Source organism: Erwinia sp. 2186 (genome assembly GCF_057812255.1).
The window spans coordinates 3,842,061-3,868,475 of sequence record NZ_CM173824.1 but is presented as its reverse complement, the minus strand read 5'-3'; the positions used below and the strand labels follow the sequence as shown (position 1 = coordinate 3,868,475).

21 protein-coding genes, 5 tRNA genes and 4 rRNA genes are annotated in these 26,415 nt (G+C 54.0%); 17 read left to right on the top strand and 13 right to left on the bottom strand.

Annotated elements, in window-relative coordinates; all coding sequences use genetic code 11:
- Positions 1-54: 54 nt before the first annotated feature.
- From proS to metN, 6 genes are all read right to left on the bottom strand, one after another.
- On the bottom strand, positions 55-1,773 hold the full coding sequence (gene proS / locus ACXKZG_RS18170; RefSeq protein WP_013200867.1) for a proline--tRNA ligase: 1,719 nt from the start codon (positions 1,771-1,773) through the stop codon (positions 55-57).
- 110 nt (positions 1,774-1,883) lie between these two features.
- Positions 1,884-2,591 (bottom strand): tRNA (N6-threonylcarbamoyladenosine(37)-N6)-methyltransferase TrmO, encoded by a 708-nt coding sequence (tsaA, locus tag ACXKZG_RS18165; RefSeq protein ID WP_134823511.1) that lies wholly within the window; start codon positions 2,589-2,591, stop codon positions 1,884-1,886.
- A complete protein-coding gene (gene rcsF, locus ACXKZG_RS18160) occupies positions 2,588-2,992 on the bottom strand; it encodes an Rcs stress response system protein RcsF (protein WP_013200869.1) in 405 nt (134 codons plus the stop codon). Before rcsF ends, tsaA begins: the two co-directional genes overlap by 4 nt.
- Positions 2,993-3,138: 146 nt before the next feature.
- Positions 3,139-3,954 carry a MetQ/NlpA family lipoprotein gene (locus tag ACXKZG_RS18155; RefSeq protein ID WP_013200870.1) on the bottom strand — a complete coding sequence of 272 codons (816 nt, stop codon included), beginning with the start codon at positions 3,952-3,954 and terminating at the stop codon, positions 3,139-3,141.
- 28 nt (positions 3,955-3,982) lie between these two features.
- Entirely contained in the window at positions 3,983-4,636 is a 654-nt protein-coding gene (locus tag ACXKZG_RS18150; RefSeq protein WP_013200871.1) for a methionine ABC transporter permease MetI, read from the bottom strand.
- Entirely contained in the window at positions 4,629-5,660 is a 1,032-nt protein-coding gene (gene metN, locus ACXKZG_RS18145; protein ID WP_013200872.1) for a methionine ABC transporter ATP-binding protein MetN, read from the bottom strand. The genes ACXKZG_RS18150 and metN overlap by 8 nt, the downstream gene beginning before the upstream one ends.
- A 179-nt stretch (positions 5,661-5,839) precedes the next feature.
- Here metN and gmhB point away from each other — a divergent pair, with 179 nt between their 5' ends.
- The 10 genes from gmhB (at position 5,840) to dkgB (ending at position 13,592) form a co-directional block, all read left to right on the top strand.
- On the top strand, positions 5,840-6,400 hold the full coding sequence (gene gmhB / locus ACXKZG_RS18140) for a D-glycero-beta-D-manno-heptose 1,7-bisphosphate 7-phosphatase (RefSeq protein WP_013200873.1): 561 nt from the start codon (positions 5,840-5,842) through the stop codon (positions 6,398-6,400).
- Between the two features lie 390 nt (positions 6,401-6,790).
- Positions 6,791-8,331 (top strand): 16S ribosomal RNA (locus ACXKZG_RS18135).
- A gap of 75 nt (positions 8,332-8,406) precedes the next feature.
- Positions 8,407-8,483: transfer RNA gene (locus tag ACXKZG_RS18130), tRNA-Ile, on the top strand.
- Positions 8,484-8,638: 155 nt separating this feature from the next.
- Positions 8,639-8,714: transfer RNA gene (locus ACXKZG_RS18125), tRNA-Ala, on the top strand.
- Positions 8,715-8,916: 202 nt separating this feature from the next.
- Positions 8,917-11,824: ribosomal RNA gene (locus tag ACXKZG_RS18120) — 23S ribosomal RNA — on the top strand.
- 227 nt (positions 11,825-12,051) lie between these two features.
- Positions 12,052-12,167, top strand: a 5S ribosomal RNA gene (rrf, locus tag ACXKZG_RS18115).
- Positions 12,168-12,220: 53 nt separating this feature from the next.
- A tRNA-Thr gene (locus ACXKZG_RS18110) sits at positions 12,221-12,296 on the top strand.
- Positions 12,297-12,327: 31 nt separating this feature from the next.
- A 5S ribosomal RNA gene (rrf, locus tag ACXKZG_RS18105) occupies positions 12,328-12,443 on the top strand.
- The 16S, 23S and 5S rRNA genes sit together here with 4 tRNA genes alongside, the layout of an rRNA operon.
- Positions 12,444-12,543: 100 nt before the next feature.
- Positions 12,544-12,620 (top strand) — tRNA-Asp (locus tag ACXKZG_RS18100).
- 168 nt (positions 12,621-12,788) lie between these two features.
- Positions 12,789-13,592 (top strand): 2,5-didehydrogluconate reductase DkgB, encoded by an 804-nt coding sequence (dkgB, locus tag ACXKZG_RS18095; protein WP_488875236.1) that lies wholly within the window; start codon positions 12,789-12,791, stop codon positions 13,590-13,592.
- 15 nt (positions 13,593-13,607) lie between these two features.
- Here dkgB and yafC read toward each other — a convergent pair whose 3' ends face one another.
- Positions 13,608-14,522, bottom strand: coding sequence for a DNA-binding transcriptional regulator YafC (gene yafC / locus ACXKZG_RS18090; protein ID WP_488875235.1), 915 nt, complete (start codon positions 14,520-14,522; stop codon positions 13,608-13,610).
- A gap of 242 nt (positions 14,523-14,764) precedes the next feature.
- On the opposite strand from yafC, the gene ACXKZG_RS18085 reads away from it, so the two are divergent.
- Positions 14,765-15,568: an endonuclease/exonuclease/phosphatase family protein gene (locus tag ACXKZG_RS18085; RefSeq protein ID WP_151038196.1), complete on the top strand. Its 804-nt coding sequence runs from the start codon at positions 14,765-14,767 to the stop codon at positions 15,566-15,568.
- An 82-nt stretch (positions 15,569-15,650) separates the two neighbouring features.
- Positions 15,651-16,415, top strand: coding sequence for a class I SAM-dependent methyltransferase (locus tag ACXKZG_RS18080; RefSeq protein WP_346565600.1), 765 nt, complete (start codon positions 15,651-15,653; stop codon positions 16,413-16,415).
- Positions 16,416-16,440: 25 nt separating this feature from the next.
- On the opposite strand, the gene ACXKZG_RS18075 is transcribed toward ACXKZG_RS18080, so the two are convergent.
- The 4 genes from ACXKZG_RS18075 to gloB all read right to left on the bottom strand — a co-directional run bounded on the left by ACXKZG_RS18075 (position 16,441) and on the right by gloB (position 21,000).
- Positions 16,441-17,136 carry a cyclase family protein gene (locus tag ACXKZG_RS18075; RefSeq protein ID WP_346565601.1) on the bottom strand — a complete coding sequence of 232 codons (696 nt, stop codon included), beginning with the start codon at positions 17,134-17,136 and terminating at the stop codon, positions 16,441-16,443.
- A gap of 1 nt (position 17,137) precedes the next feature.
- Positions 17,138-18,490, bottom strand: a complete 1,353-nt coding sequence (locus tag ACXKZG_RS18070) for an MFS transporter (protein WP_346565603.1) — start codon at positions 18,488-18,490, stop codon at positions 17,138-17,140.
- 304 nt (positions 18,491-18,794) lie between these two features.
- Positions 18,795-20,174, bottom strand: a complete 1,380-nt coding sequence (mltD, locus tag ACXKZG_RS18065) for a murein transglycosylase D (RefSeq protein ID WP_013200880.1) — start codon at positions 20,172-20,174, stop codon at positions 18,795-18,797.
- Between the two features lie 70 nt (positions 20,175-20,244).
- On the bottom strand, positions 20,245-21,000 hold the full coding sequence (gloB, locus tag ACXKZG_RS18060; protein ID WP_488876283.1) for a hydroxyacylglutathione hydrolase: 756 nt from the start codon (positions 20,998-21,000) through the stop codon (positions 20,245-20,247).
- 44 nt (positions 21,001-21,044) lie between these two features.
- On the opposite strand from gloB, the gene ACXKZG_RS18055 reads away from it, so the two are divergent.
- A complete protein-coding gene (locus tag ACXKZG_RS18055; RefSeq protein ID WP_013200882.1) occupies positions 21,045-21,785 on the top strand; it encodes a class I SAM-dependent methyltransferase in 741 nt (246 codons plus the stop codon).
- On the opposite strand, the gene rnhA is transcribed toward ACXKZG_RS18055, so the two are convergent.
- Complete coding sequence (gene rnhA / locus ACXKZG_RS18050) at positions 21,767-22,234, bottom strand: ribonuclease HI (protein WP_041691914.1); 468 nt, start codon at positions 22,232-22,234, stop codon at positions 21,767-21,769. The two genes, ACXKZG_RS18055 and rnhA, sit on opposite strands and share 19 nt — an antisense overlap.
- 51 nt (positions 22,235-22,285) lie before the next feature.
- On the opposite strand from rnhA, the gene dnaQ reads away from it, so the two are divergent.
- Both dnaQ and ACXKZG_RS18040 read left to right on the top strand, forming a co-directional pair.
- On the top strand, positions 22,286-23,020 hold the full coding sequence (gene dnaQ, locus ACXKZG_RS18045; protein WP_013200883.1) for a DNA polymerase III subunit epsilon: 735 nt from the start codon (positions 22,286-22,288) through the stop codon (positions 23,018-23,020).
- 133 nt (positions 23,021-23,153) lie between these two features.
- Positions 23,154-23,230: transfer RNA gene (locus ACXKZG_RS18040), tRNA-Asp, on the top strand.
- A 79-nt stretch (positions 23,231-23,309) separates the two neighbouring features.
- Here the strand turns inward: ACXKZG_RS18040 and ACXKZG_RS18035 are convergent.
- A complete protein-coding gene (locus ACXKZG_RS18035) occupies positions 23,310-24,803 on the bottom strand; it encodes an NCS1 family nucleobase:cation symporter-1 (protein WP_053141652.1) in 1,494 nt (497 codons plus the stop codon).
- Between the two features lie 144 nt (positions 24,804-24,947).
- On the opposite strand from ACXKZG_RS18035, the gene ACXKZG_RS18030 reads away from it, so the two are divergent.
- Both ACXKZG_RS18030 and hpxA read left to right on the top strand, forming a co-directional pair.
- The gene (locus ACXKZG_RS18030) at positions 24,948-25,667 is read left to right on the top strand and encodes a GntR family transcriptional regulator (protein ID WP_053141653.1); all 720 of its coding nucleotides are present in this window, start codon (positions 24,948-24,950) and stop codon (positions 25,665-25,667) included.
- On the top strand, positions 25,664-26,410 hold the full coding sequence (hpxA, locus tag ACXKZG_RS18025; RefSeq protein ID WP_053141656.1) for an allantoin racemase: 747 nt from the start codon (positions 25,664-25,666) through the stop codon (positions 26,408-26,410). Before ACXKZG_RS18030 ends, hpxA begins: the two co-directional genes overlap by 4 nt.
- Positions 26,411-26,415: the final 5 nt, after the last annotated feature.

Genomic DNA, 26,415 nt, shown 5'->3' with positions numbered 1-26,415 from the left:
CTGGGGTGAAGCGCATTGCGGGCCGGATAAGGGATTATCCGGCCCGCGGTCTGACTAGCCGTTGATCTCGCTGACCAGGAAATCAAGGATTTCGCCGGTTTTGATCATCCGCTTCTCGCCTTCACGGCGGGATTTGTACTCAACTTCTTCGCTGTCGAGGTTACGGTCGCCGATCACGATCGTATGTGGCACACCAATCAGCTCCATATCCGCAAACATCACGCCAGGACGCTCTTTACGATCGTCCAGAATCACGTCGATGCCTTTCGCGCGTAACTGAGCATACAGCTCTTCTGCCAGCTCTTTCACCCGGAAGGATTTGTGCATGTTCATCGGCAGGATGGCGACCTGGAAAGGTGCCAGCGCTGCAGGCCAGATAATGCCGCGTTCATCGTGGTTCTGCTCAATGGATGCCGCCACAATACGGGTAATACCAATGCCGTAGCAGCCCATGGTCAGGATCTGATTGCGTCCATCTTCACCCTGCACTGAGGCCTTCATCGCTTCCGAGTACTTGGTTCCCAGCTGGAAGATATGGCCCACTTCAATGCCGCGTTTGATCTGCAGCGTACCTTTCCCGTCCGGGCTGGCATCGCCTTCCACCACGTTGCGGATGTCTTCTACACGTGGCAGTGGCAGATCGCGCTGCCAGTTGATGCCGGTAAAGTGCTTACCATCAACGTTGGCACCGGCAGAGAAGTCACTCATCACGGCGACCGTGCGGTCAATGATGATGGGCATGTTCAGACCAACAGGACCCAGTGAACCCGGACCGGCACCAACCAGCGCACGGATCTCTTCTTCGGTGGCGAAAGTCAGCGGCGCGTCAATGATATCCAGCTTCTCAGCTTTGATTTCGTTCAGCGCGTGGTCGCCACGAACCAGCAGAGCAACCAGCGTATGGCCACTCTCTTTGGTCGCTTTCACCATCAGCGTTTTCACGGTTTTCTCGACCGGCAGGTTGAACTGCTCAACCAGCTCGGCGATGGTTTTCGCGTTTGGCGTGTCGATTTCCTGCATCGCTTGTTTAGCATCAGCACGGCCGCCCGCTGGCGCCACGGCTTCGGCAAACTCAATGTTGGCCGCATAGTCAGATTCGGTCGAGAAGATCACATCATCTTCACCGCTCTGCGCCAGCACCTGGAATTCATGCGAAGCGCTGCCGCCGATAGAACCGGTATCCGCCTGCACGGCACGGAAGTCCAGACCCATACGCTTGAAGCTCTGGCTGTAGGCGCGGTACATATCATCGTAGGTGGCCTGCAACGATTCCTGTGACGCATGGAAAGAGTATGCATCTTTCATGATGAACTCACGGGAGCGCATCACGCCAAATCGTGGGCGAACTTCGTCACGGAATTTGGTCTGGATCTGGAACACGTTCAGCGGCAGCTGCTTGTAAGAGCTCAGCTCGTTACGGATCAGATCGGTGACCACTTCTTCATGCGTTGGACCGAGAACGAACGGACGATCGCCACGATCGACAAAACGCAGCAGCTCAGGACCATATTGCTCCCAGCGTCCACTCTCCTGCCATAAATCAGCGGGCTGAACGACCGGCATGGAGATCTCAATCGCACCGGCGTTGTTCATCTCTTCACGCACGATGTTTTCAACTTTTTTCAGTACGCGCAGACCGGTTGGCAGCCAAGTGTATAAACCTGAGGCCAGTTTGCGGATCATCCCGGCACGCAGCATCAGCTGGTGGCTGATCACTTCAGCGTCGGCTGGCGTCTCCTTTAAGGTGGAGAGCAGATATTGAGTAGTACGCATGAGTTACGATTCCATTAAGCGGAAAGCTATTCGAAGTAAGCAGAGCCAAAAAAATTCTGGCGGCTAGTGTACCAGCGTGGCCGATGACTCAAAAGATGCAGGGGAATAAATTAACGAGGATCGAGCGCAATCACCACGGTTCCCGCTGCGTTTACGCACCAGCGAACGTTGAAATCCAGCAGCCAGGCCGCGTATTCACGTTCGGGCTCTTCGCCTTTACGGTAAGCCGGACGCGGATCCTGCGCCAGAACCTGCTGAATAAAGCGTTCGAGATGAGGATATTGCGCGCGGTGTAAAGCAAGCTGTTGCTGCGCCAGCGGCGAAAAGGTCACTGACATGGCGGCTTCAGGGGCCATTTGCGCAAATCCGGCCTGGGCCTCAGGAATCGACTCGGCAAAAGGCAGGTAGGGTTTGATATCGACGACGGGCGTACCATCAACCAGATCCAGACTGCCCAGTTCGAGAATCACCTGGCCTTTATCGGTACGAATGCCTTTTAACTCAACCAGCGACATGCCGATGGGATTGGGCCGGAAGGTGGAACGGGTCGCAAAGACTCCCATACGCGCATTCCCGCCAAGCCGGGGAGGGCGAACCGTCGGTCGCCAGCCGCCTTCCATCGTCTGGTGAAAGACAAACAGCAGCCACAGATGGCTGAAGGCTTCCAGGCCGCGCACGGCTTCGGGCTGATTATAAGGCGCGTGCAGATGAAGTTCTCCGCCGCCATCCTCAATCAGGCCGGGCTGGCGGGGAACGGCAAACTTCTCCTTCCAGGGGGAATGAACCGTTGCGATTTGCTGGAAGGAAAATGCACTCATTGATTGGAGACTTTCAACGCTGAACCCTGGCAAACGGCCTGGCGGTAGCAGCCTGGTGCATTGCTGACGATTTCACACTGATGGACCAGCACCGCATTGGCTTTCATCGCAGAAGCACGGATCTGCATTCTTTTGCGCGCGGTGTTGAGGTTCGGTGGCGAGCTTTGCATCGTTGCCTGACAATCATCGCCATAAACTTCACCAAGATCGCGGAATGGTTTACTCACCAGGTCGCTGGCATTGGTATAGAGTTTTACCGGCGCGGGCCGCGTTTGCGGTTTGCTGCGTTCAGGCTGAGTCTGCGTAGTCTGCTTAAAGGGTTCGACGGGCTTATAAGGTTTATGCATCAACGAACACCCTGTCAGCGAAAGGGCTAACAAACAGAGCGGTAAAACACGCATGGGATTATCCTCAGGTTCGGTAAAAGTGGCGTTATTGAAACAAGCCTTCAGGGAAATAACAAGCGCTTAAAAAGGCAAAAAGCGGGCAAAAGCCCGCTTTGTACTGAGTCACGCTGGATCGGCGGCGATCTCCGCCACCGCCCGGCTTACCAGCCTTTAACTGCACCACCATTGAAAATCTTGTTAGCCGCAGCGCTCACTTCGTCAGACTGGTAAGCCTGAACGAATTTCTTCACGTTTTCTGCGTCTTTATTATCTTCACGCGCCACAATCATGTTCACGTAAGGAGAGTCTTTATCTTCTACGAAGATGCCGTCTTTTTCCGGGGTCAGGTTGATCTGGCTGGCGTAAGTGGTGTTAATCACCGCCAGCGCGATCTGCTGATCGTCCAGTGAACGTGGCAGCTGTGGAGCTTCCAGTTCAACCAGTTTGATGTTCTTAGGATTCTCAACCACATCCAGAGAGGTTGGCAGCAAGCCGGTGCCTTCTTTCAGTTTGATCAGGCCCACTTTCTGCAGCAGCAGCAGTGAACGGCCCAGGTTGGTTGGATCGTTAGGGATAGCAACCTGCGCACCGTTCTGCAGCTCATCCAGAGATTTGATCTTCTTGGAGTAGCCCGCGATTGGGTAAACGAAGGTGTTGCCAACCGGCGTCAGCTTGTAACCACGATCCTTGATCTGCTGATCCAGGTAAGGTTTGTGCTGGAAGGCGTTAACATCAATGTCGCCTTTGCTCAGCGCTTCGTTCGGCAGCACGTAATCGTTAAAGGTCACCAGCTCAACATCCAGGCCGTATTTATCTTTCGCGACCTGCTTGGCCACTTCAGCAACCTGCTGTTCTGCGCCAACAATCACGCCGACCTTAATGTGGTTTGGATCTTTCGCTTTCTGATCGCAACCAACCAGCGCCAATGTACCAATCAGCGCGCCCACAGCGGCAAATGTTTTAAAGTTAAAAGACATATCCCTTCCTTAATCTAAGAACAGTTGGTTATTTATGGGTGACTACACGTGCAATGCGGTCGCCACAGAACTGAATCAAATACACAAGAACAACTAACAACACTAATACCGTGTTCATCACCGTAGCGTTATAGCCGATATAACCGTACTGAATACCAATCTGGCCCAGACCGCCGGCGCCAACGGCACCGCCCATTGCGGAATAGCCAACCAGAGTAATCAGCGTAATGGTAGCGGCATTAATTAAGCCGGGCAGTGCTTCAGGTAGCAGAACTTTCTTCACGATCTGGAACGGCGTGGCGCCCATCGCGCGGGAAGCCTCGATCAAGCCGGTAGGCAGTTCCAGCAGCGTGTTCTCAACCATACGGGCAATAAAGGGTGCCGCGCCAATCGTCAGTGGCACAATCGCCGCCTGCAGGCCAATAGAGGTGCCGACAATCATTCGGGTGAACGGGATCATCCAAACCAGCAGGATAATGAAGGGTATCGCACGGAAGATATTCACCAGCGCTGACAGTGAGCGATACAGTGAACGGCTTTCAATAATCTGACCTGGGCGAGTGACATATAAAAGAACGCCAAGCGGCAGGCCAATAACAAAACCGAAGAAGCCAGAGACAAACGTCATGACCAGCGTCTCCCAGACGCCCCGGCAAAGAAGCATAATCATCGCTTCAGACATAACCTAATACCTCTACCTTTACATGATGCTCTTTCAGGAACGTAATAGCCGCCTGAGTATCGGCTTCGGTGCCATGCATTTCGGTCAGCATGATGCCAAACTTCACACCACCGGCGTAATCCATCTGGGCACTGATAATATTGTTATTCACGTTGAAGCGGCGGGCCGACTCGGAAAGCAGTGGCGCATCGACAGACTGACCGGTGAATTCCAGGCGTAATAAAGGCACGCTCTCAGGAGTGTTGTCTGCGGACAGACGGGCGCTGTAGTCTTCCGGGATATCCAGATGCAGCGTCGACTGGATAAATTGCTGTGCCAGCGGCGTCTTCGGATGAGAGAACACTTCACTTACCGTGTCCTGCTCAATCAGTTCACCGTTACTGATCACCGCAACCTGATCGCAGATGCGCTTCACGACATCCATCTCATGGGTGATCAGCAAAATGGTGATCCCCAGACGCCGGTTAATGTCCTTCAACAATTCGAGGATTGAACGCGTGGTTGCCGGGTCCAGTGCGCTGGTGGCTTCATCACACAACAGAACCTTCGGATTGGTGGCCAGCGCACGGGCAATCGCCACGCGCTGCTTCTGCCCGCCAGACAGGTTAGCCGGCCAGGAATCGTGTTTGTCCGCCAGGCCAACCAGCTCCAGCAGCTCTTTTACGCGGGCGTTGATTTCGCTGCGGGAAAGCTTGCCTAACTCCAGCGGCAGGGCAACGTTCCCTGCAACGGTACGGGAGTTCATCAGGTTGAAGTGCTGGAAGATCATGCCAATCTGGCGACGGGCCTGGGTCAGCTGAGTTTCAGAAAGGCCGGTTAGGTCCTGACCGTCGACCAGCACAGTGCCGGACGTTGGGCGTTCAAGCAGATTCACGCAGCGGATCAGGGTACTTTTCCCTGCGCCCGATGCGCCAATAACGCCATAAATTTGTCCGGCCGGCACGTGCAGGCTGACATCAGACAGCGCTGTAATGGTGCGTGTGCCCTGCTGGAACACTTTGGTGATAGAGTTAAGTTTTATCATTTTATTATCGTAGTGCAGTTATCCGTGGCGTGTATTGAGTGCATCGCCCTTGGGCGAAATGCGAGTGGATGTTAAGGCATCCAGACGTCTAAATCAATCAAAGTCATTCAATCTGCCATTCTCACCGTTAGCGCAATCATGCGATACTCTACGGCAACTTTAGTAGCAGGAGTTTCTACGTGACAGACAAAGTCCCCGCCATATTTCTCGATCGTGATGGCACGATGAATGAGGATCATGGCTACGTCCATGAGATCGACAACTTTCAGTTTATAGACGGTGCCATTGAGGCGATGCAGGAACTGAAGAAGATGGGTTACGCACTGGTAATGGTGACGAACCAGTCCGGTATTGCGCGCGGCATCTTTTCCGAAGACACCTTTATGCAGCTCACTGAATGGATGGACTGGTCGCTCGCCGATCGTGACGTTGACCTGGATGGCATCTATTTCTGCCCGCATCATCCGGAAGGTGTAATAGAAGAGTATCGCCAGCAGTGTGATTGCCGTAAGCCAGAACCCGGCATGCTGTTATCCGCGCAGAAAGAACTGAACATCGATATGGCCGCTTCTTATATGGTTGGCGACAAAATTGATGACATGCTGGCAGGTAAAGCCGCCGGTGTAGGAATAAAGGTATTAGTTCGTAGCGGCAAGCCGATTACCGAAGAGGGTGAAAAAGCAGCTGACTGGGTGATTAATAGCCTTGCAGACCTGCCTGCACGCATCAAACAGGGCTAAAAAGCAGCGTTCTGAGTGAAGTTTCATCGAACGGTAAAAAAGTTCAGATTTACGCTTGCCTTCCCGCGGCGTATCCCTATAATGCGCCTCCATCGAACGGCAACGAGCAAACGCTCAGTATGCTGAAAGATGAAGAGAAAAATCCTGATTTAAGGGGTTGACTCTGAAAGAGGAAAGCGTAATATACGCCACCTCGCAGTAAGGCGCCAAGGCACTTACCGCAACGCTCTTTAACAATTTATCAGACAATCTGTGTGGGCACTCGCAGGATTGATATCAGCGCCGCAAGGCGCAAAAAAATATCAAGCCTTAAGAGTGAACACATAATGAAATTCATTATGACGTTTTACACTTGAGCACCGCTGAACTTGTTTCAGCAAATCGAACTTTTAATTGAAGAGTTTGATCATGGCTCAGATTGAACGCTGGCGGCAGGCCTAACACATGCAAGTCGAACGGTAGCACAGAGAGCTTGCTCTTGGGTGACGAGTGGCGGACGGGTGAGTAATGTCTGGGAAACTGCCTGATGGAGGGGGATAACTACTGGAAACGGTAGCTAATACCGCATAACGTCTTCGGACCAAAGTGGGGGACCTTCGGGCCTCACACCATCGGATGTGCCCAGATGGGATTAGCTAGTAGGTGGGGTAATGGCTCACCTAGGCGACGATCCCTAGCTGGTCTGAGAGGATGACCAGCCACACTGGAACTGAGACACGGTCCAGACTCCTACGGGAGGCAGCAGTGGGGAATATTGCACAATGGGCGCAAGCCTGATGCAGCCATGCCGCGTGTATGAAGAAGGCCTTCGGGTTGTAAAGTACTTTCAGCGGGGAGGAAGGCGATAAGGTTAATAACCTTGTCGATTGACGTTACCCGCAGAAGAAGCACCGGCTAACTCCGTGCCAGCAGCCGCGGTAATACGGAGGGTGCAAGCGTTAATCGGAATTACTGGGCGTAAAGCGCACGCAGGCGGTCTGTCAAGTCAGATGTGAAATCCCCGGGCTTAACCTGGGAACTGCATTTGAAACTGGCAGGCTAGAGTCTTGTAGAGGGGGGTAGAATTCCAGGTGTAGCGGTGAAATGCGTAGAGATCTGGAGGAATACCGGTGGCGAAGGCGGCCCCCTGGACAAAGACTGACGCTCAGGTGCGAAAGCGTGGGGAGCAAACAGGATTAGATACCCTGGTAGTCCACGCCGTAAACGATGTCGACTTGGAGGTTGTGCCCTTGAGGCGTGGCTTCCGGAGCTAACGCGTTAAGTCGACCGCCTGGGGAGTACGGCCGCAAGGTTAAAACTCAAATGAATTGACGGGGGCCCGCACAAGCGGTGGAGCATGTGGTTTAATTCGATGCAACGCGAAGAACCTTACCTGGCCTTGACATCCACGGAATTCGGCAGAGATGCCTTAGTGCCTTCGGGAACCGTGAGACAGGTGCTGCATGGCTGTCGTCAGCTCGTGTTGTGAAATGTTGGGTTAAGTCCCGCAACGAGCGCAACCCTTATCCTTTGTTGCCAGCGAGTAATGTCGGGAACTCAAAGGAGACTGCCGGTGACAAACCGGAGGAAGGTGGGGATGACGTCAAGTCATCATGGCCCTTACGGCCAGGGCTACACACGTGCTACAATGGCGCATACAAAGAGAAGCGAACTCGCGAGAGCAAGCGGACCTCACAAAGTGCGTCGTAGTCCGGATCGGAGTCTGCAACTCGACTCCGTGAAGTCGGAATCGCTAGTAATCGTAGATCAGAATGCTACGGTGAATACGTTCCCGGGCCTTGTACACACCGCCCGTCACACCATGGGAGTGGGTTGCAAAAGAAGTAGGTAGCTTAACCTTCGGGAGGGCGCTTACCACTTTGTGATTCATGACTGGGGTGAAGTCGTAACAAGGTAACCGTAGGGGAACCTGCGGTTGGATCACCTCCTTACCTGAAGATACTTTCCCGCGTAGTGTCCACAACAGATTGTCTGATAGAAAAGTAACGAGCAGAAAAAACCTCTACAGGCTTGTAGCTCAGGTGGTTAGAGCGCACCCCTGATAAGGGTGAGGTCGGTGGTTCAAGTCCACTCAGGCCTACCAAATTTTTACTCATGCTGCGTTATGTTTCCGGCTCGCATAGTGAACTATGCGGCGCGAAAACATGCCTTGCCTGAGCAAAAATTAACATTTGTCGCCTGACGGTGGCTGATGAACTCACGTTGAGTGGTAGTAGATGGTCTCTGCAGTAACTGTATGGGGCTATAGCTCAGCTGGGAGAGCGCCTGCCTTGCACGCAGGAGGTCAGCGGTTCGATCCCGCTTAGCTCCACCATGCAGTTTTCTGACAATACTTCAGAGCGTACCGGCAACGGTGTGCTGCGAAGTATTATGCTCTTTAACAATCCGGAACAAGCTGAAAATTGAAACGACATGTCGTTTTCATTCTCCGTAATAAGAATGAAATCAACGATATGTTCGAGTCTCTCAAATGCTTACAACAGCAATGTGTCTTTCGGGACGCTTGTGGGTTGTGAGGTTAAGTGACTAAGCGTACACGGTGGATGCCTAGGCAGTCAGAGGCGATGAAGGGCGTGCTAATCTGCGATAAGCGTCGGTAAGGTGATATGAACCGTAATAACCGACGATACCCGAATGGGGAAACCCGGTGCACTTTGGTGCATCATTGCAACATGAATACATAGTGTTGCAAGGCGAACCTGGGGAACTGAAACATCTAAGTACCCAGAGGAAAAGAAATCAACCGAGATTCCCCCAGTAGCGGCGAGCGAACGGGGAACAGCCCAGAACCTGAATCAGTTTGTGCATTAGTGGAAGCGTCTGGAAAGTCGCAGGGTACAGGGTGATACTCCCGTACACAAAAATGCACTTGCTGTGAGTTCGATGAGTAGGGCGGGACACGTGACATCCTGTCTGAATATGGGGGGACCATCCTCCAAGGCTAAATACTCCTGACTGACCGATAGTGAACCAGTACCGTGAGGGAAAGGCGAAAAGAACCCCGGCGAGGGGAGTGAAACAGAACCTGAAACCGTGTACGTACAAGCAGTGGGAGCACCTTCGTGGTGTGACTGCGTACCTTTTGTATAATGGGTCAGCGACTTATATTCTGTAGCAAGGTTAACCGTATAGGGGAGCCGAAGGGAAACCGAGTCTTAACTGGGCGTTAAGTTGCAGGGTATAGACCCGAAACCCGGTGATCTAGCCATGGGCAGGTTGAAGGTTGGGTAACACTAACTGGAGGACCGAACCGACTAATGTTGAAAAATTAGCGGATGACTTGTGGCTGGGGGTGAAAGGCCAATCAAACCGGGAGATAGCTGGTTCTCCCCGAAAGCTATTTAGGTAGCGCCTCGTGAACTCATCTTCGGGGGTAGAGCACTGTTTCGGCTAGGGGGCCATCCCGGCTTACCAACCCGATGCAAACTGCGAATACCGAAGAATGTTATCACGGGAGACACACGGCGGGTGCTAACGTCCGTCGTGAAGAGGGAAACAACCCAGACCGCCAGCTAAGGTCCCAAAGTCATGGTTAAGTGGGAAACGATGTGGGAAGGCACAGACAGCCAGGATGTTGGCTTAGAAGCAGCCATCATTTAAAGAAAGCGTAATAGCTCACTGGTCGAGTCGGCCTGCGCGGAAGATGTAACGGGGCTAAACCATGCACCGAAGCTGCGGCAGCGACGCTTATGCGTTGTTGGGTAGGGGAGCGTTCTGTAAGCCGTCGAAGGTGGACTGTGAGGTCTGCTGGAGGTATCAGAAGTGCGAATGCTGACATAAGTAACGATAAAGCGGGTGAAAAGCCCGCTCGCCGGAAGACCAAGGGTTCCTGTCCAACGTTAATCGGGGCAGGGTGAGTCGACCCCTAAGGCGAGGCCGAAAGGCGTAGTCGATGGGAAACAGGTTAATATTCCTGTACTCGGTGTTACTGCGAAGGGGGGACGGAGAAGGCTATGTTAGCCGGGCGACGGTTGTCCCGGTTTAAGCATGTAGGCGGAGAGTTTAGGTAAATCCGGACTCTTTTTAACGCTGAGGTGTGATGACGAGGCACTACGGTGCTGAAGTAACAAATGCCCTGCTTCCAGGAAAAGCCTCTAAGCATCAGGTAACACGGAATCGTACCCCAAACCGACACAGGTGGTCAGGTAGAGAATACCAAGGCGCTTGAGAGAACTCGGGTGAAGGAACTAGGCAAAATGGTGCCGTAACTTCGGGAGAAGGCACGCTGGCGCGTAGGTGAAGGGACTTGCTCCCGGAGCTGAAGCCAGTCGAAGATACCAGCTGGCTGCAACTGTTTATTAAAAACACAGCACTGTGCAAACACGAAAGTGGACGTATACGGTGTGACGCCTGCCCGGTGCCGGAAGGTTAATTGATGGGGTTATCCGCAAGGAGAAGCTCTTGATCGAAGCCCCGGTAAACGGCGGCCGTAACTATAACGGTCCTAAGGTAGCGAAATTCCTTGTCGGGTAAGTTCCGACCTGCACGAATGGCGTAATGATGGCCAGGCTGTCTCCACCCGAGACTCAGTGAAATTGAACTCGCTGTGAAGATGCAGTGTACCCGCGGCAAGACGGAAAGACCCCGTGAACCTTTACTATAGCTTGACACTGAATATTGAACCTTGATGTGTAGGATAGGTGGGAGGCTTTGAAGCGTGGACGCCAGTCTGCGTGGAGCCAACCTTGAAATACCACCCTTTAACGTTTGATGTTCTAACCTGGCGCCGTAATCCGGCGTGGGGACAGTGTCTGGTGGGTAGTTTGACTGGGGCGGTCTCCTCCTAAAGAGTAACGGAGGAGCACGAAGGTTAGCTAATCACGGTCGGACATCGTGAGGTTAGTGCAATGGCATAAGCTAGCTTGACTGCGAGAGTGACGGCTCGAGCAGGTGCGAAAGCAGGTCATAGTGATCCGGTGGTTCTGAATGGAAGGGCCATCGCTCAACGGATAAAAGGTACTCCGGGGATAACAGGCTGATACCGCCCAAGAGTTCATATCGACGGCGGTGTTTGGCACCTCGATGTCGGCTCATCACATCCTGGGGCTGAAGTAGGTCCCAAGGGTACGGCTGTTCGCCGTTTAAAGTGGTACGCGAGCTGGGTTTAGAACGTCGTGAGACAGTTCGGTCCCTATCTGCCGTGGGCGCTGGAAGATTGAGAGGGGTTGCTCCTAGTACGAGAGGACCGGAGTGAACGCACCACTGGTGTTCGGGTTGTCATGCCAATGGCATTGCCCGGTAGCTAAGTGCGGAAAAGATAAGCGCTGAAAGCATCTAAGCGCGAAACTTGCCTCGAGATGAATCTTCCCTGGGCCTTTAAGGCCCCTGAAGGGACGTTGAAGACTACGACGTTGATAGGCCGGGTGTGTAAGCGCAGCGATGCGTTGAGCTAACCGGTACTAATGACCCGTGAGGCTTAACCTTACAACACCAGAAGCGTTCTGGTGGTGTCTGAGAGACACGAACAGATATTTTCAGCTTGAACCGGATAAAGAATTATCTGTTCTGCGGACCCCGGTCCGTGGGATTTTGCTTTGTGGCAAGGCGGCAAGCGCCGTGAAGGAAGGAGCATACTGAGGTATGTGACTGAGTTTACAAGCGCGGCCAACGCGGCCACGGAGCGAAATACACAGGACAGAGCACAGAATTTGCCTGGCGGCTTTAGCGCGGTGGTCCCACCTGACCCCATGCCGAACTCAGAAGTGAAACGCCGTAGCGCCGATGGTAGTGTGGGGTCTCCCCATGCGAGAGTAGGGAACTGCCAGGCATCAATTTAGACCAATAAGCGTGAGTAACCCGCTTGTTGCAAGAAATAAGCGTGCTGATATGGCTCAGTTGGTAGAGCGCACCCTTGGTAAGGGTGAGGTCCCCAGTTCGACTCTGGGTATCAGCACCAGTAATTAACCGATAACTCGGTAACAGATTTGCCTGGCGGCTTTAGCGCGGTGGTCCCACCTGACCCCATGCCGAACTCAGAAGTGAAACGCCGTAGCGCCGATGGTAGTGTGGGGTCTCCCCATGCGAGAGTAGGGAACTGCCAGGCATCAATTCAGACCATTTATGGTCATGACCTTTCCAGTGACACGGAAAGGGCGAAACACCTGATATCAGAAGCAACATTCTGAATTCAGTACAGAATCGGTGGAGCGGTAGTTCAGTTGGTTAGAATACCTGCCTGTCACGCAGGGGGTCGCGGGTTCGAGCCCCGTCCGTTCCGCCACTTAAACATGAAGCCCTGAGTCATAAGACTCAGGGCTTTTTTGTGTCTGTTATTTGGCTATTGTTGCTCACAGGGCAAAAGTGTTGTGATTGTTAGCGGTTTTTTCGTCAATAATTCCTCTGTCATACTCCTCGCAACTTAACCAATAACAGTAACAACAGAGGATTTATGACACTTCCAGCATTCGGTTTGGGCACCTTCCGCCTGCAAGATGACGTGGTAATCGCATCCGTGAAAAACGCACTGGATCTCGGCTATCGCGTCATTGATACCGCCCAAATTTATGGTAATGAAGCTGCAGTAGGGCAGGCGATCGCTGAAAGCGGTGTGGCGCGCGACCAGCTGTTTATCACCACCAAGATTTGGGTAGAAAACCTCAGTGCCGACGCCTTGATCCCCAGCCTGAAAGAGAGCCTGAGCAAGTTACGCACTGATTACGTCGATCTGACCTTGATTCACTGGCCATCGCCAGGTGCGGCGGTAACGGTCGCGGAAACCATGAAGGCGCTGGTTGCGGCGAAAGAAGCCGGGCTGACCCGCCAGATTGGTATCTCCAATTTCACCACAGAGCTGATGCAGCAGGCGATTGATGCGGTCGGGGTTAAGCCGATTGCTACCAACCAAATCGAACTCCATCCTTTCCTGCAGAACCGCAAGGTGGTGGATTTTGCCCGTGAGAAGGGGATCCACATCACCTCCTATATGACGCTGGCGTATGGTAAAGCCTTGCAGGAACCGGTGATAATTGAGATTGCCGCTAAGCATCAGGCGACAGCCGCTCAGGTAGTGCTGGCATGGGCTATGCAGGAAGGGTATGCGGTGATCCCTTCCTCCACTCAACGTGCGAATCTGCAAAGCAACATGGCAGCAAGGGATCTGAAGCTGGATACTGAGGATCGGGCGAAGATCGCCAAACTGGATCGTGCTGAACGTCTGGTCAGCCCTGAAGGTCTGGCACCAGACTGGGATTAAATCTTCACTCTGGCTTTACGGCGCTTCCCGTGTCCCTGGGAGCGCTGCTTTCACCCACTCATCGAGAAAATCGATAAATGAACGGATGCGCGTACTCACCGCCCGGTCACTGTAATACACCGCGTTAAACGGCATTTCGATGGGCAGGATCTTATCAGCCAGTAATTCCACCAGGGTTCCCTCTCTGATCTCACGGTCAATCATAAAGTCTGACAGGCAGGCAATGCCGTTGCCGCTCAGGCAGAGTTGCTTGATGGTTTCGCCACTGTTAGAGGTGGGATCCGCCGTGATGTCGTAAAGCTGCCCGTCGGCTTTTGCTATCGGCCAGCGGTTCAGACTCAGAGGTTCGACAAATCCCATGCAGACATGCCCGGCGAGATCCTGACAAGAGTGCGGGATACCGTGCTGCTGCAAGTAGCCGGGACTGGCAACAATTTTACGGTAGCTGGTAAAAAGAGGGCGAGCCCGCAGACTGGAGTCAGTCAGGTTACCTGCCCGGATGGCGATATCCACCTTCCGCTCAATCAAATTAATAAAGGTCTCAGAAGACACCAGCGAAAGCGTGACTTCCGGATAGCGCTCCCGGTAAGGCTTGATCATCGGCATCAGCAGATGCAGCACGACCGGCGTGGCCGCATCGATCCGCAACAGTCCTTGCGGTATCTGTCGGCTTTCCATCAGCTCGTTTTCAGCCGCAGCCATCTCCTGTAGCACCGACTGGACCCGGCGAAAATAGACTTCGCCTTCCTGAGTGAGATTGACCTGTCTTGTGGTTCGGGTCAGTAACTCCACACCCAACTTGGTTTCCAGCTTTTTGACAGCCCGACTGACGGCAGAGTTAGCCATCTCCAGCTGCTCTGCTGCCCGGCTAAAACTGCCGCTCTCGACCACTGCGACAAAAATTGCCAGTTCTTCTGAATTGGCCTTCATTATTGCTCCTTGAGCAAAATTCTGCTGAGACTTTGAATTATTTTGTTATTTAATCATGTGCCGATCCCGAGCGCCATGGAAACCGTTACCGCAAGCAAGCCGGATAACGCTCGGCCCTTGTTATCATTTGTTTACCGACTAACAGCAGTTATTAGTCTGATCCGATTGAAACTCACTACCAAAGCCCCTATAACTGAATGACACAATGGTTCATTCAGTAGTAACTAAGGCCAGGCGGTAGAGTGCGAAGAAAGACGTATGCCATGAGATATGTAGCGGGACAACCAGCGGAACGCATTTTTCCGCCCGGTGCCATGCTGCACGTTGGCAAAGCCTTGCCGCCGGGAACGCCGCTGACGACAGAGTCCACGCTGCGGGTGCTGGTGTGGAACATCTTCAAACAGCAGCGTGCTGACTGGCTCTCCGTCCTGCAGAATTTTGGTAAGGATGCGCACCTGGTGCTGTTACAGGAAGCGCAAACCACGCCGGAGCTGGTGCGCTTCGCTACCTCCAACTATCTGGCCGCCGATCAGGTTCCGGCCTTTGCTTTGCCTCAACATCCATCTGGGGTGATGACGCTGGCTTCTGCGCATCCCGTCTATTGCTGCCCGTTACGCGAACGCGAGCCTTTGTTAAGGCTGTCTAAATCTGCTCTGGTGACGGCCTATGCCTTGCCTGACGATCAGATGCTGATGGTCGTGAACATCCATGCCGTTAACTTCAGTCTGGGGATTGATGTTTACAGCAAACAGCTGGGGCCGATTGGCGAGCAGATAATTCATCATCGCGGCCCGGTGATTATGGCCGGTGACTTTAACGCCTGGAGCCGTCAGCGCATCAATGCGTTATATACCTTCGCCCGCGATATGGGGCTGGAAGAAGTGCGCTTTACCGACGATCACCGACGCAAAGCCTTTGGTCGTCCGTTAGATTTTGTGTTTTACCGCGGTCTTGGCGTGGCTGAAGCCTCCGTGCTGGTTACCCGCGCCTCCGATCACAATCCCCTACTCGTTGAATTCCATCCCGGCAAGCCTGCGCTTCTCTAGGGAATGTTTGGCCTGCCGTCACGGGCAGGTCGACCTCACGTTCTGCCCATAACTCCAAAAAATCAGTAAGGAACACAGAGATATGGCTACACATCATCATGATAACGTCGACAAACAGTTTGGTGACCAGGCAAGCGCCTATCTGAGCAGTGCCGTGCACGCCAGCGGCCGCGACTTAGTGCGTCTGGGTGAACGTCTGTTTGCGGAAAAGGATGCGCATTTACTCGATTTAGGGTGTGGTGGTGGGCACGCCAGCTATGTTGCGGCTCAGCATGTTAAGCGCGTGGTGGCATACGATCTCTCGGCGAAAATGCTGGCGGTGGTAGCTGAAGCGGCAAAAGAGCGTGGCTATGAGCATCTGTCGACGGTGCAGGGCTATGCGGAATACCTGCCTTTTGCCGACGAATCCTTTGATATCGTTATCAGCCGTTATTCAGCTCACCACTGGCATGATGTCGGACGGGCGCTGCGCGAAGTGAAGCGCATCCTGAAGCCAGGCGGTAAAGTGATCTTTATGGATGTGAACGCGCCGGGCAATGCCGTGCTGGATATCTGGTTACAGACCGTTGAGGCGCTGCGCGATACCTCCCACGTCCGCGATTACAATCCTGGTGAGTGGCTGACGATGTTCACGGAAGCCGGACTGGCAATCACGGCCGTCAGTCATGACCGCCTGGATTTGGAGTTCAGCAGCTGGATTGAACGCATGCGCACGCCGAAGGTGATGGCGGATGCCATCCGGGCTTATCAGCAGTCTGCTTCTGAAGAAGTGCAGCGCTACTATGCTCAACAGCCGGATGGCAGCTTCAGTACCGACGTGATCTTTATCGAAGCGTTTAAGCCCTGAATCAAAACGGCCCCGCAAGGGGCTGTTACTCAACCAGTGCCACGGCCCGAATCGGCGAGGCGGAAGCGCCCTTAATTCGTAGCGGCAACGCCATAAAGATAAAGGCTGTCGGCAGGCTTCGCAGATTGGCCAGATTCTCAATAATCAGGCAATCGGCACCCAACACGGCAAGGTGCGCGGGATGCGCTTCATTACTGTAGCGATCGAGCGACATCGCATCCGTTCCGAACACCGTCACGCCTTTATCTATCAGATACTGCGCGCCTTCTCCTGACAGTCCCGGCCAGTTCTGCAAAAACGCCGCCTGATGCGGACGGCAACGCCATTTCTCATCATAGCCGGTGCGAAAAATCACAATATCCTGAGCCAGAATCTCGCCATGCTCTGCCTCCCATGCGGCGATCATCTCGCGGGTGATATCGGCGTTTTCCGCCAGATGGGACATATCCAGGCAGCGTCCACGTCCCGTCAGTTGCTGCACGTCCACCTGTTCAATCGTCTTGCCACCCTCAATAAAATGCACCGGCGCATCAACGTGCGTACCGCAGTGATCTCCCAGGCTTAGCTGGCAGTTATAGTTGCCGTCCCCGGCAGCGTAATCCTCCGCGCGGCTACAGAAAAACTTGCCGTGGGTCGGCCAGACGGGCATGAATTCCTCATACTGATGGTTCAGCTCGATGAGGCGGTGTTGACGCAATACGCTAAGCAGATCGTGAGTCATATCAGGCCTTATTCAGGTTGACGGTTTCTTTGATAAACCACAGTGGGGCGCAGGAGAGCAGCAGCACGCCGACAATCACCAGATAGTGAACGGTGAAGCCATAACTGTGAATGATCCAGCCGCTAACGGGCGCAACCAGAATGCCGGCAATGCCGACGGCGAGGCCAATCATCAGTCCCATGCTGGATGCGGCGGCACGCGGCGAGGAGTCAATCAGTAAAGCGTAGGCAACGGGATAGGGAGAGTTGCGGAACAGCCCCCAGAAAATCAGGATCGCCCAACCCAGCGCGGCAGAGTGGATAAACATGCACAGTGCCGCCGCCAGGATCCAGCCAGCAATAATAAAAGTCAGCGAGCGTTTGCGTCCTTTAACGTCTGAGAAGCTGCCCCACAGGATCTGGCCAATCCATCCGGTTAAGCCAGAGGCACCCGAAATAATCGCTGCGGTGGAAAGGTCCAGTCCCACTTCGCGGGTCAGTTGCAACGTCAGGAAGTTAGCAATGCCCATCTCGGCCCAGGTAAAGCCAAAAATCAGCAGGATCGCCAGCTGGCAGTTGCGGTTTTTCAGGCAGGAGACCGCGTTGGACCAGAGAGAGGCGTTCTCTACCGTTTTTTGCAGAGATTCGGTGACCGGCGGCGTCAGTTTGTTTTCAACAATCCAGTCATTCACTTTCTGATGATTTTTGCGGGTGCCGATAATCAGCTGGGCAATCAGGATCACCAGACCAATCAGCGGGATAAACAGAAAGGCTTCGCGCCAGGTAGCAAAAGCCAGAATGGCAGCGATCAGGATTGGGCCGATAAACTGTCCCAGCGGGAAGCCGGTATGGTGCACGCCGATCGCAAATCCACGGTTCTCTTTCTGCCACCATTCGCCCAGCAGCGCGACGTTAATCGGTTCTGAGCCGCCGGTGCCCATCCCCATCGCCACTCTCAGCGCCTGAAACGCCCCGAGAGACTTGCAGAACGCCGTAGCGACACCCGAGACAATCTCTACCAACACCGCGACACACCAGCTGTAACAGCGTTTGTGACCGGTGCCGACCCAATCCGAGAACAGCCCGAAAAGCACGGCGCCGGTTAAGGTGCCGACAAAACTTAACGAGTTGAGCCAGCCAGCCTGCACTTCGGTCAGGTTGAAGGATTTCATGATCGCCGGCAGCAGGGTCGGCAGAATAATCCTGTCGATGGAGTTCATCAGGATCGCCAGCGTGGTGATCACCAGCATCCACCAGGAAAGCGGGTGGGCTCTCGGCAGGAAGCGTAAAAGCCCACGCCGGGGTGCCTGCGCGCCAGCGGCAGCGCTAACCTGAGTCGTTTGATGTTCAGCCAGTTCAGAAGAAGGGAGTGTCATATCTGGTGCCTTTCAATGTCATCGTTGTCTGCAGCCGTCATTAAACGGTCCGCGCCCTGTTTTACGCTGTTTCTTGTTATGTATGCCGAAAATAGAGATCAAAAAATAAACAAGTTGATAACATAGACACTGAGATTACTACCATACAAGCGCTGATTGACGGTTACTGGATCTTGATCACAGTTGTACCAGCAAGGATGCGTGAAGCCGCGAGGCGATCACAACGTGGAGCGAAGGGGAGTAAGGGGAAATTCAGGGCATAAAAAAAGCCAATCCGCAGATTGGCTTTTTATCGGTCTCAGTCTTAACTGTCTGGCGTACTGGTGTTGCTTACAAACAGCGTCAGCTTGTCGCCTGGCTGGATGTTCTGTGAGCCACTGGTGTTCCAGCGCATCACATCTTTAATCTCAACACCGTGCCCTTTAGCAATGCTGGCCAGAGAATCACCTTTACGAACTTTATAGGTGATGCTGTTGCCATTATCGGCCAGTTTGGTGGCGTTGCCGCTACCGCCCGTGCTCAGGGTCTGTCCTGGTTTGATACTTGCGCCACGCAGGTTATTTGCGCGCTGCAGGTCTTTCACCGAGACGTTCAGACGTTTTGCAATTCCTGACAGGGTATCGCCGTTGCGCACCTTGTAAGAACCGGCTGTCGTGTTATTCGCCAACGCTGTTGGCTGCACGGCAGCAATATCGCCTGTTGCCAGCGAGTTACGCAGCTGCGCTACGTTCGACTTCGGTACCATGATGTACTGAGGTCCACCTTTCGGTGCCGTAGTGCCGCGTTTGTAGCCCGCGTTAAAACTTTTCAGCTTGCTCAGTGACATGCCCGACATTTCTGCCGCCTGCGTCAGTTCAATCTGTTGGCCCACATCGACACGTGCCAGAGCACGGGTTTCGTTAGGCGCCGGCAGACGTAAACCGTAACGCTTGTTGTTCTTCAGGATATCTCCCAAAGCCAACATTTTTGGCACGTAGACCGTGGTTTCGCGTGGCAGAGATAAATGCCAGAAGTCCGTCGGTTTCCCTCGGGCTTTGTTGGCTTTTACCGCTTTCATGACGCGTCCTTCACCGCTGTTATAGGCGGCGATGGTCAGTAACCAGTCACCGTCAAACATCTTGTTCAGACGTTCCATCATGTCCAGCGCAACCTTAGTGGAAGCCACGACATCGCGGCGTCCGTCATACCACTGGCTCTGCTTCAGACCGTAGTTTCGCCCCGTCTGCGGTACAATCTGCCAGATGCCTGCGGCATTGGCGGCTGAGGTCGCATGGGGGTCAAAAGCGCTCTCCACTATGGGTAGTAGTACCAGTTCCATCGGCATTTTACGTTCTTTAATCTGCTCGACAATCCAGTACATATACGGCTCTGCCCGTAATGTTACATCGTGGAGATAGCTCTTGTTGCTTAAGTATTTCTGTTTTTGTTCGCGTATCCGGGCATTATCCGGAACCTTCATCTTCAGCTCGGTACTGATGAGATTCCACAAATCTTTATCCTGCGTAACGCGGGTTCCATCATCCTGCCAACGCGGGGATAACAACCGATCTGTGTCCTGCTCTGCTTCATTCTGACCTGCCGAAGACAAACTCTGTGCATGCTGTTCCGGGATGTTGGTGTCATGCTTTGACGCCTGGCAACCCACCAGCAAGACCGAGGCGAGTAATATCGCTTTAGCCTTCATGTGTGTGTCATTCTTCGCTTAAAAGACGAGCAACTATACTTGCTCGCCCATAGCAACACAACCCGAAAAATCAAAAACGGTCTTTCTTCTCGCGTAGAGTTGCAAATACTTGCCACTCATGTTGTGGAGATGTTTCATACCCTATAAGTCTCTGTAAATCAGGTTCTTGCGTTCTTAAAAAAACATTAATTTGTCGCTCTAATTCCAGCTTTGTCGGCACGGAAACGCCGTTTTTCGCGCGTAACTCCTTAATTTCACGGTAATAGCTCTCTATCTTCGCATCCTGCGGTAAAACGGCATGCGCAAAGGTTAAATTCGATAAAGTATACTCATGCGCGCAACATATCAGTGTATCGGCGGGTAGCTCGTTAAGCTTCTGAAATGATTCAAACATTTGTTCCGGCGTGCCTTCGAATAAACGACCGCAACCGCCTGAGAACATCGTGTCGCCGCAGAAAAGGTAAGGGTGACTGAAATATGAGATGTGTCCTAAAGTGTGACCGGGTGTGTAGATCACGCTGAATTCGGTATCCAGCACGGTAATGCTATCCCCTTCACTGACGATCGATGTCGCCCCTTTATCGGCGGTTTCATTCGGCCCATAGACCGTCATTCCCGGATATTTCTCCAGCAATTCTTTCACGCCGCCAACATGATCGTGATGATGATGAGTAAGCAAGATCGCCACGGGCTGCCACTGGTTTTTTGCCAGAACGGAGAGCACCGGCGCCGCTTCGCCTGGGTCAACGATCAGGCACTGGCCCTGTTCATTATTTAATGTCCAGATGTAGTTGTCCTGAAGTGCCGGAATGCTGGTAAGATTCATCATCGCCTCTTTTATTGGCTGAAATGGAAAGAGAATGGTAAAGCATGAAGCCCGCTAAAACACGCCAAATTCGTCAGGTGCCAGACTCGTGGGCAGAGATCCCATGGGGAGAGTTTTATCGTGATGCCCTCAACAAGCATCTCCAGCCTTGCCTCGCCAAACTCTACGGTTTTCATCTGTTAAAAGTGGGCCATCTTAGCGCCGAAATCGACACCGAAAGCTGCGCCATCTCTCATCAGGTTAACGTGGGATTAAGCGGCGAAGGGCTGCAGGTCAAGGCGGATCCGATGAGCCTGCCGTTTGAATCGAAATCCGTTGATGCCTGTCTGCTGGCACATTGTCTGGCCTGGAGCAGCGATCCGCACCGCATTCTGCGGGAAGTGGATCGGGTACTGATCGACGATGGCTGGATCATTATCAGCGGCTTTAACCCGTTTAGCGTGCTGGGGATCGGCAAACTGATCCCGGGCATCCACAAGCGCGTGCCGTGGAACAGTCGGATGTTTACGCAGATGAGGTTAATGGACTGGCTGAGCCTGCTGAATTACGAAGTGGTTCAGCGCACGCGGTTCCAGGTCGTGCCGTGGAACCGGCAGGGCGGCAAGGTCATCAGCACGCATTTTCCGGCGCTGGGCTGCCTGAGCATCATTGTCGCGCGTAAGCGCACCTTCCCGCTGATCATGAATCCGGCCAAACGGGCCGCGGCGAAAAGAAGGATCACCTCGGCGGTTGGCGCAACCAGCCAGTTTCGCTCGCGGCAGGGGCATCAGGATTCTGACGTGTAGCCCACATCTTGCTGGGTCGGGTTGCCTGCGGCCGCGCGGGCTAACTCGTCACACTGTTCGTTTTCGACGTGTCCCGCATGACCTTTGACCCATTCCCATTTGATCTCATGGTGGCTCAGGGCGCTGTCCAGCCGCTTCCACAGATCGACATTCTTGACCGGTTTCTTATCGGTGGTTTTCCAGCCGCGTTTTTTCCAGTTATGGATCCAGCTGGTGATGCCCTGGCGAACATACTGGCTGTCGGTGCTGAGCACCACTTCACACTTCTGCGTTAAGGCTTCCAGCGCGACAATAGCAGCCATCAACTCCATGCGATTATTGGTGGTTAAAAAATAGCCTTCGCTGAAGGTTTTTTCGTGCTTACCATAGCGTAAGATAGCGCCATAACCGCCCGGTCCGGGGTTGCCCAGGCAAGAACCGTCGGTGAAAATTTCTACCTGCTTAGTCATCTCTGGTAGACTCCCTGCTGAAAAACGCCAAGTCTGACATAAACGGGTCCTATGAGCACAGTAAATACAACGCGTCAGATCGTACTCGATACTGAAACCACCGGTATGAACATGATTGGGGTGCACTATGAAGGGCATCGCATCATTGAAATCGGTGCCGTTGAGGTCATAAACCGCCGTCTGACCGGCAATAACTACCATGTTTATCTGAAGCCCGATCGGCTGGTGGATCCGGAAGCTTTTGGCGTTCACGGTATTGCTGATGAATTCCTCGCCGACAAACCCACTTTTGCCGACATCGCCGACGGCTTCCTCGAATACATCGATGGCGCCGAGCTGGTGATCCATAACGCGTCGTTTGATATCGGCTTTATGGACTACGAGTTTGCCAAGCTTGGGCGCAATATTCCCAAGACCGAAACCTTCTGCCGCATTACCGACAGCCTGGCGATGGCGCGCAAAATGTTTCCCGGCAAGCGTAACAGCCTTGATGCGCTCTGCTCACGCTACGAGATAGATAATACCAAGCGAACCCTGCACGGCGCACTGCTGGACTCCGAAATTCTGGCGGAAGTGTTCCTGGCGATGACCGGTGGCCAGACGCTGCTGAAGTTCTCGATGGAAGGCGATCAGCAGCAGCAAAGCAACGGCGACACTATTCATCGCATTACGCGTCCGGCCTCGGGGCTGGTGGTGCTATCGGCGAGTGAGGCGGAAAACATGGCCCATGAAGAGCGGCTGGATCTGGTGATGAAGAAGGGCGGAAGCTGCCTCTGGCGCGCATAAGTGCTGAAAATCACGGATTAAATCAGCGAAAAGGCGAAAAAACAGGCAGTCGGTTGAAAACCCCGATAAAAAGCGTTGACGGGGGGAAGGGCTGGCCGTAATATTCGCCCCGTTCCCGACGGGGAACATCGGTGGAGCGGTAGTTCAGTTGGTTAGAATACCTGCCTGTCACGCAGGGGGTCGCGGGTTCGAGCCCCGTCCGTTCCGCCAAGTATTCAGAAAGCCTGATTCAGCAATGAATCAGGCTTTTGTCGTTTCTGGAGACGGTAAAACGCCGTCCCCTTCTTTATTAACGCTTCTCTACCGCCACCTTACGACCATAACCCTGGCTGCTGACCACCCGATCCTCACGCGCAATCCAGCGATAGAACCCGCCAGCCAACGCCACGCCAATAAACCAGCTAAAGTTTGCCACGTCATGCAGCGAAGGAATAAAGCTGATCACCAACCCAATCAACACCGACGGGACGAGGGCGACGATGGCTTTCGGGTTGAATCCACCGCGATACCAGTACTGGCCCTGAGGCGTATCATCAAACAGATCCTTCACGGAAATCTGGCTGCGTTTAATCAGATAGAAGTCGCACAGCAGGATACCGAACAGCGGACCAATAAAGGCACCCAGTACGTCCAGCGTGTAGTGGATCAGCTCAGGGGACTGGAACAGGTTCCACGGCGTTAACAGCACCGAACCAACCGCCGCGATCATGCCGCCGGTGCGGAAGCTGATTTTCTGCGGTGAACAGTTGGAGAAGTCGAATGCCGGGGAAACAAAGTTCGCAACGATATTGATGCCGATCGTGGCGGTGATCATCGTCAGCAGACCAATGGCGACCGCCAGATCGTTACCGACGCGGCTCACCGTTTCAATCGGATCGGTGATCATATGGCCGAACAGCGACTGAGTACCGGAAACAATCACCACCGTCACCACGGAAAACAGCAGGAAGTTGAACGGTAAGCCCCAGCGGTTGCCGCGACGGATTTCATTCATGCTCTTACCGTAGCGCGAGAAGTCACCGAAGTTCAGCAGTGGGCCAGAGAAGTAGGAGACCACCAGCGCGGTCGCGGTAATCATTTCCCAGACCTGCTGGCCACCGGTGAGCTGCTTGCTGGCCAGCGTCAGCGAAATACCGTCAAAGCCCGTCTTGTACACAATCCAACCGGCCAGCGCCACCATCACCACATACACTGCCGGACCGGCGATATCGATAAAGCGCTTAATGGCGCTCATGCCGTGCCAGAACACCATGGCCTGCGCCAGCCACATAATGCCGAAGCAAATCCAGCCCAGCTGAGACAGACCCAGCCAGGACGCGTGCGTCATGGCGGCCAGCGACGGCCAGAATTTCAGCGACACCAGCATGAGCGCATTGGCGGCGAGATAGGTCTGGATGCCGTACCAGGCAAACGCAATCAGCCCGCGGATCACCGCCGGGATATTGGCACCAAACACACCAAAGGCCTGACGACAAATCACCGCATAGGGTACGCCGGCCATCTGGCTCGGTTTGGCGACCAGGTTGGCACAAATCTGCACGATGCAGATGCCGACCAGCAGGCAAAGCAGCACCTGCCAGCTTGCCAGCCCGAGCGTAAAGAAGCTCGCGGCGACCACATAGCCACCCATACTGTGTACATCCGACATCCAGAAAGAAAAGATGTTGTACCAGCTCCAGTTCTGGTCGCGAGTCGGCGCCAGGTCTTCGTTACACAGCCGTGGGCTGTAGTTTGCGTGGGCTTCAACCGCCGACGCCTGGCTGACATTCTGACTATTTGGCATGAAACCTGCTCCTGTGTAGGTCACTAAACGCAAATCGGTTTAGCAAGACATTGCAGGAATCAGGCCAGAATCGTTTTTTTGTATACAAAACTTGAGATTCATGTGTACGATTCTTTACGGAACTGATGTTTACCGGAGTGGGTAATGAAGAGTGAAACCGGCCTGAAAACGGCCTCTGACCTGAACGACAAGGACGAGCCAATCTATCAGGCGTTGATGTCGGCCATTGTGGAGCACCAGCTGCCACCGGGCAGTAAGCTGCCGGAAGAAGCGCTGGCGGAGGTGTTTGGCATCAGCCGCACCGGGATCCGCAAAGTGCTTCAGCGCCTCGCCGCGGTGCAAATGATCGTCCTGACGCCCAAACGTGGTGCACAGGTAGCGACACCCTCAGTGGAAGAGGCTCAGGATATTTTCCGCACCCGTGCCTTACTTGAATGTGCCAATCTGCCGGCGATCCTCGCACGTTGCCAGTCGACGCACCTGGTGGCGCTGGAGAAACTCAATCGCCAGGAACAACAGGCGCACGAGGCGCACGATGGCCCGGCCGCTATCCGCCTTTCCGCCGCTTTTCATATTCAGCTGCAGGCTATCTCAGGCAATCAGGTACTGACCGAAATGGTGACGCGATTAACGCAGCGATCGTCGCTGGTGATTGCGGCGTACGGCGCGCCGTGGCAGCAGGGCTGCCGCTGTGACGATCACGATCGGCTGATTGAACTGTTGCGACAAAAAGCGCTGCAACCGCTGACTGACGCTATGCAGCAACATTTCGCGCATATCGTAGACAGTCTGCACTTTGAACGCAGCGGCGAGCAGCTGCCTGACTTTGGCCGCCTCTTTGCCGGCTTTGGAGCGAAAGCATGAGCGTGAAGCAGATCGTTCAGGTGATTAACCCGAACACCAGCCAGGCGATGACCGCGACAATCGGAGCCGCAGCACGCGCCGTGGCCGCGCCGGGAACCGAGATCCTCGCGGTGTGCCCGTCGCAGGGCGTGCCGTCTATCGAAGGGCATTTTGACGAGGCTATCGCCGCCATCGGCGTGCTGGAACAGATCAAGGCGGGACGGGAATTGGGCGTCAGTGGGCACGTGATTGCCTGCTTTGGCGATCCGGGGCTGCTAGCCGCCCGCGAACTGGCTCAGGGACCGGTGATTGGTATTGCCGAAGCGGCGATGCATATGGCGACGATGGTGGCGACCCGCTTTTCTATCGTCACCACCTTGCCGCGCACCTTAATCATTGCACGGCATTTGCTACAGCAGTATGGCTTTGAACAGCATTGCGCCGCGTTGCATGCCATCGATTTGCCGGTGCTGGCACTGGAAGATGGCACCGGTCTGGCGCAGGAGAAAGTGCGCGAAGGCTGTATACAGGCGAAGAAGCGAGACGGCAGCGGCGCAATTGTGCTCGGCTGTGGTGGCATGGCCACGCTGGCGCGTGAGTTAACGCTGGAACTGGGTATCCCGGTCATTGATGGCGTGGGAGCCGCAGTAAAAATGGTGGAGTCGCTGGTGGCGCTGGGGTTATCGACCAGTAAACACGGTGACCTGGACTATCCTGTAAGAAAAACCCTGTCGGGTCAGTTTGCCTCTCTTAAACTGGATTAAGTCGT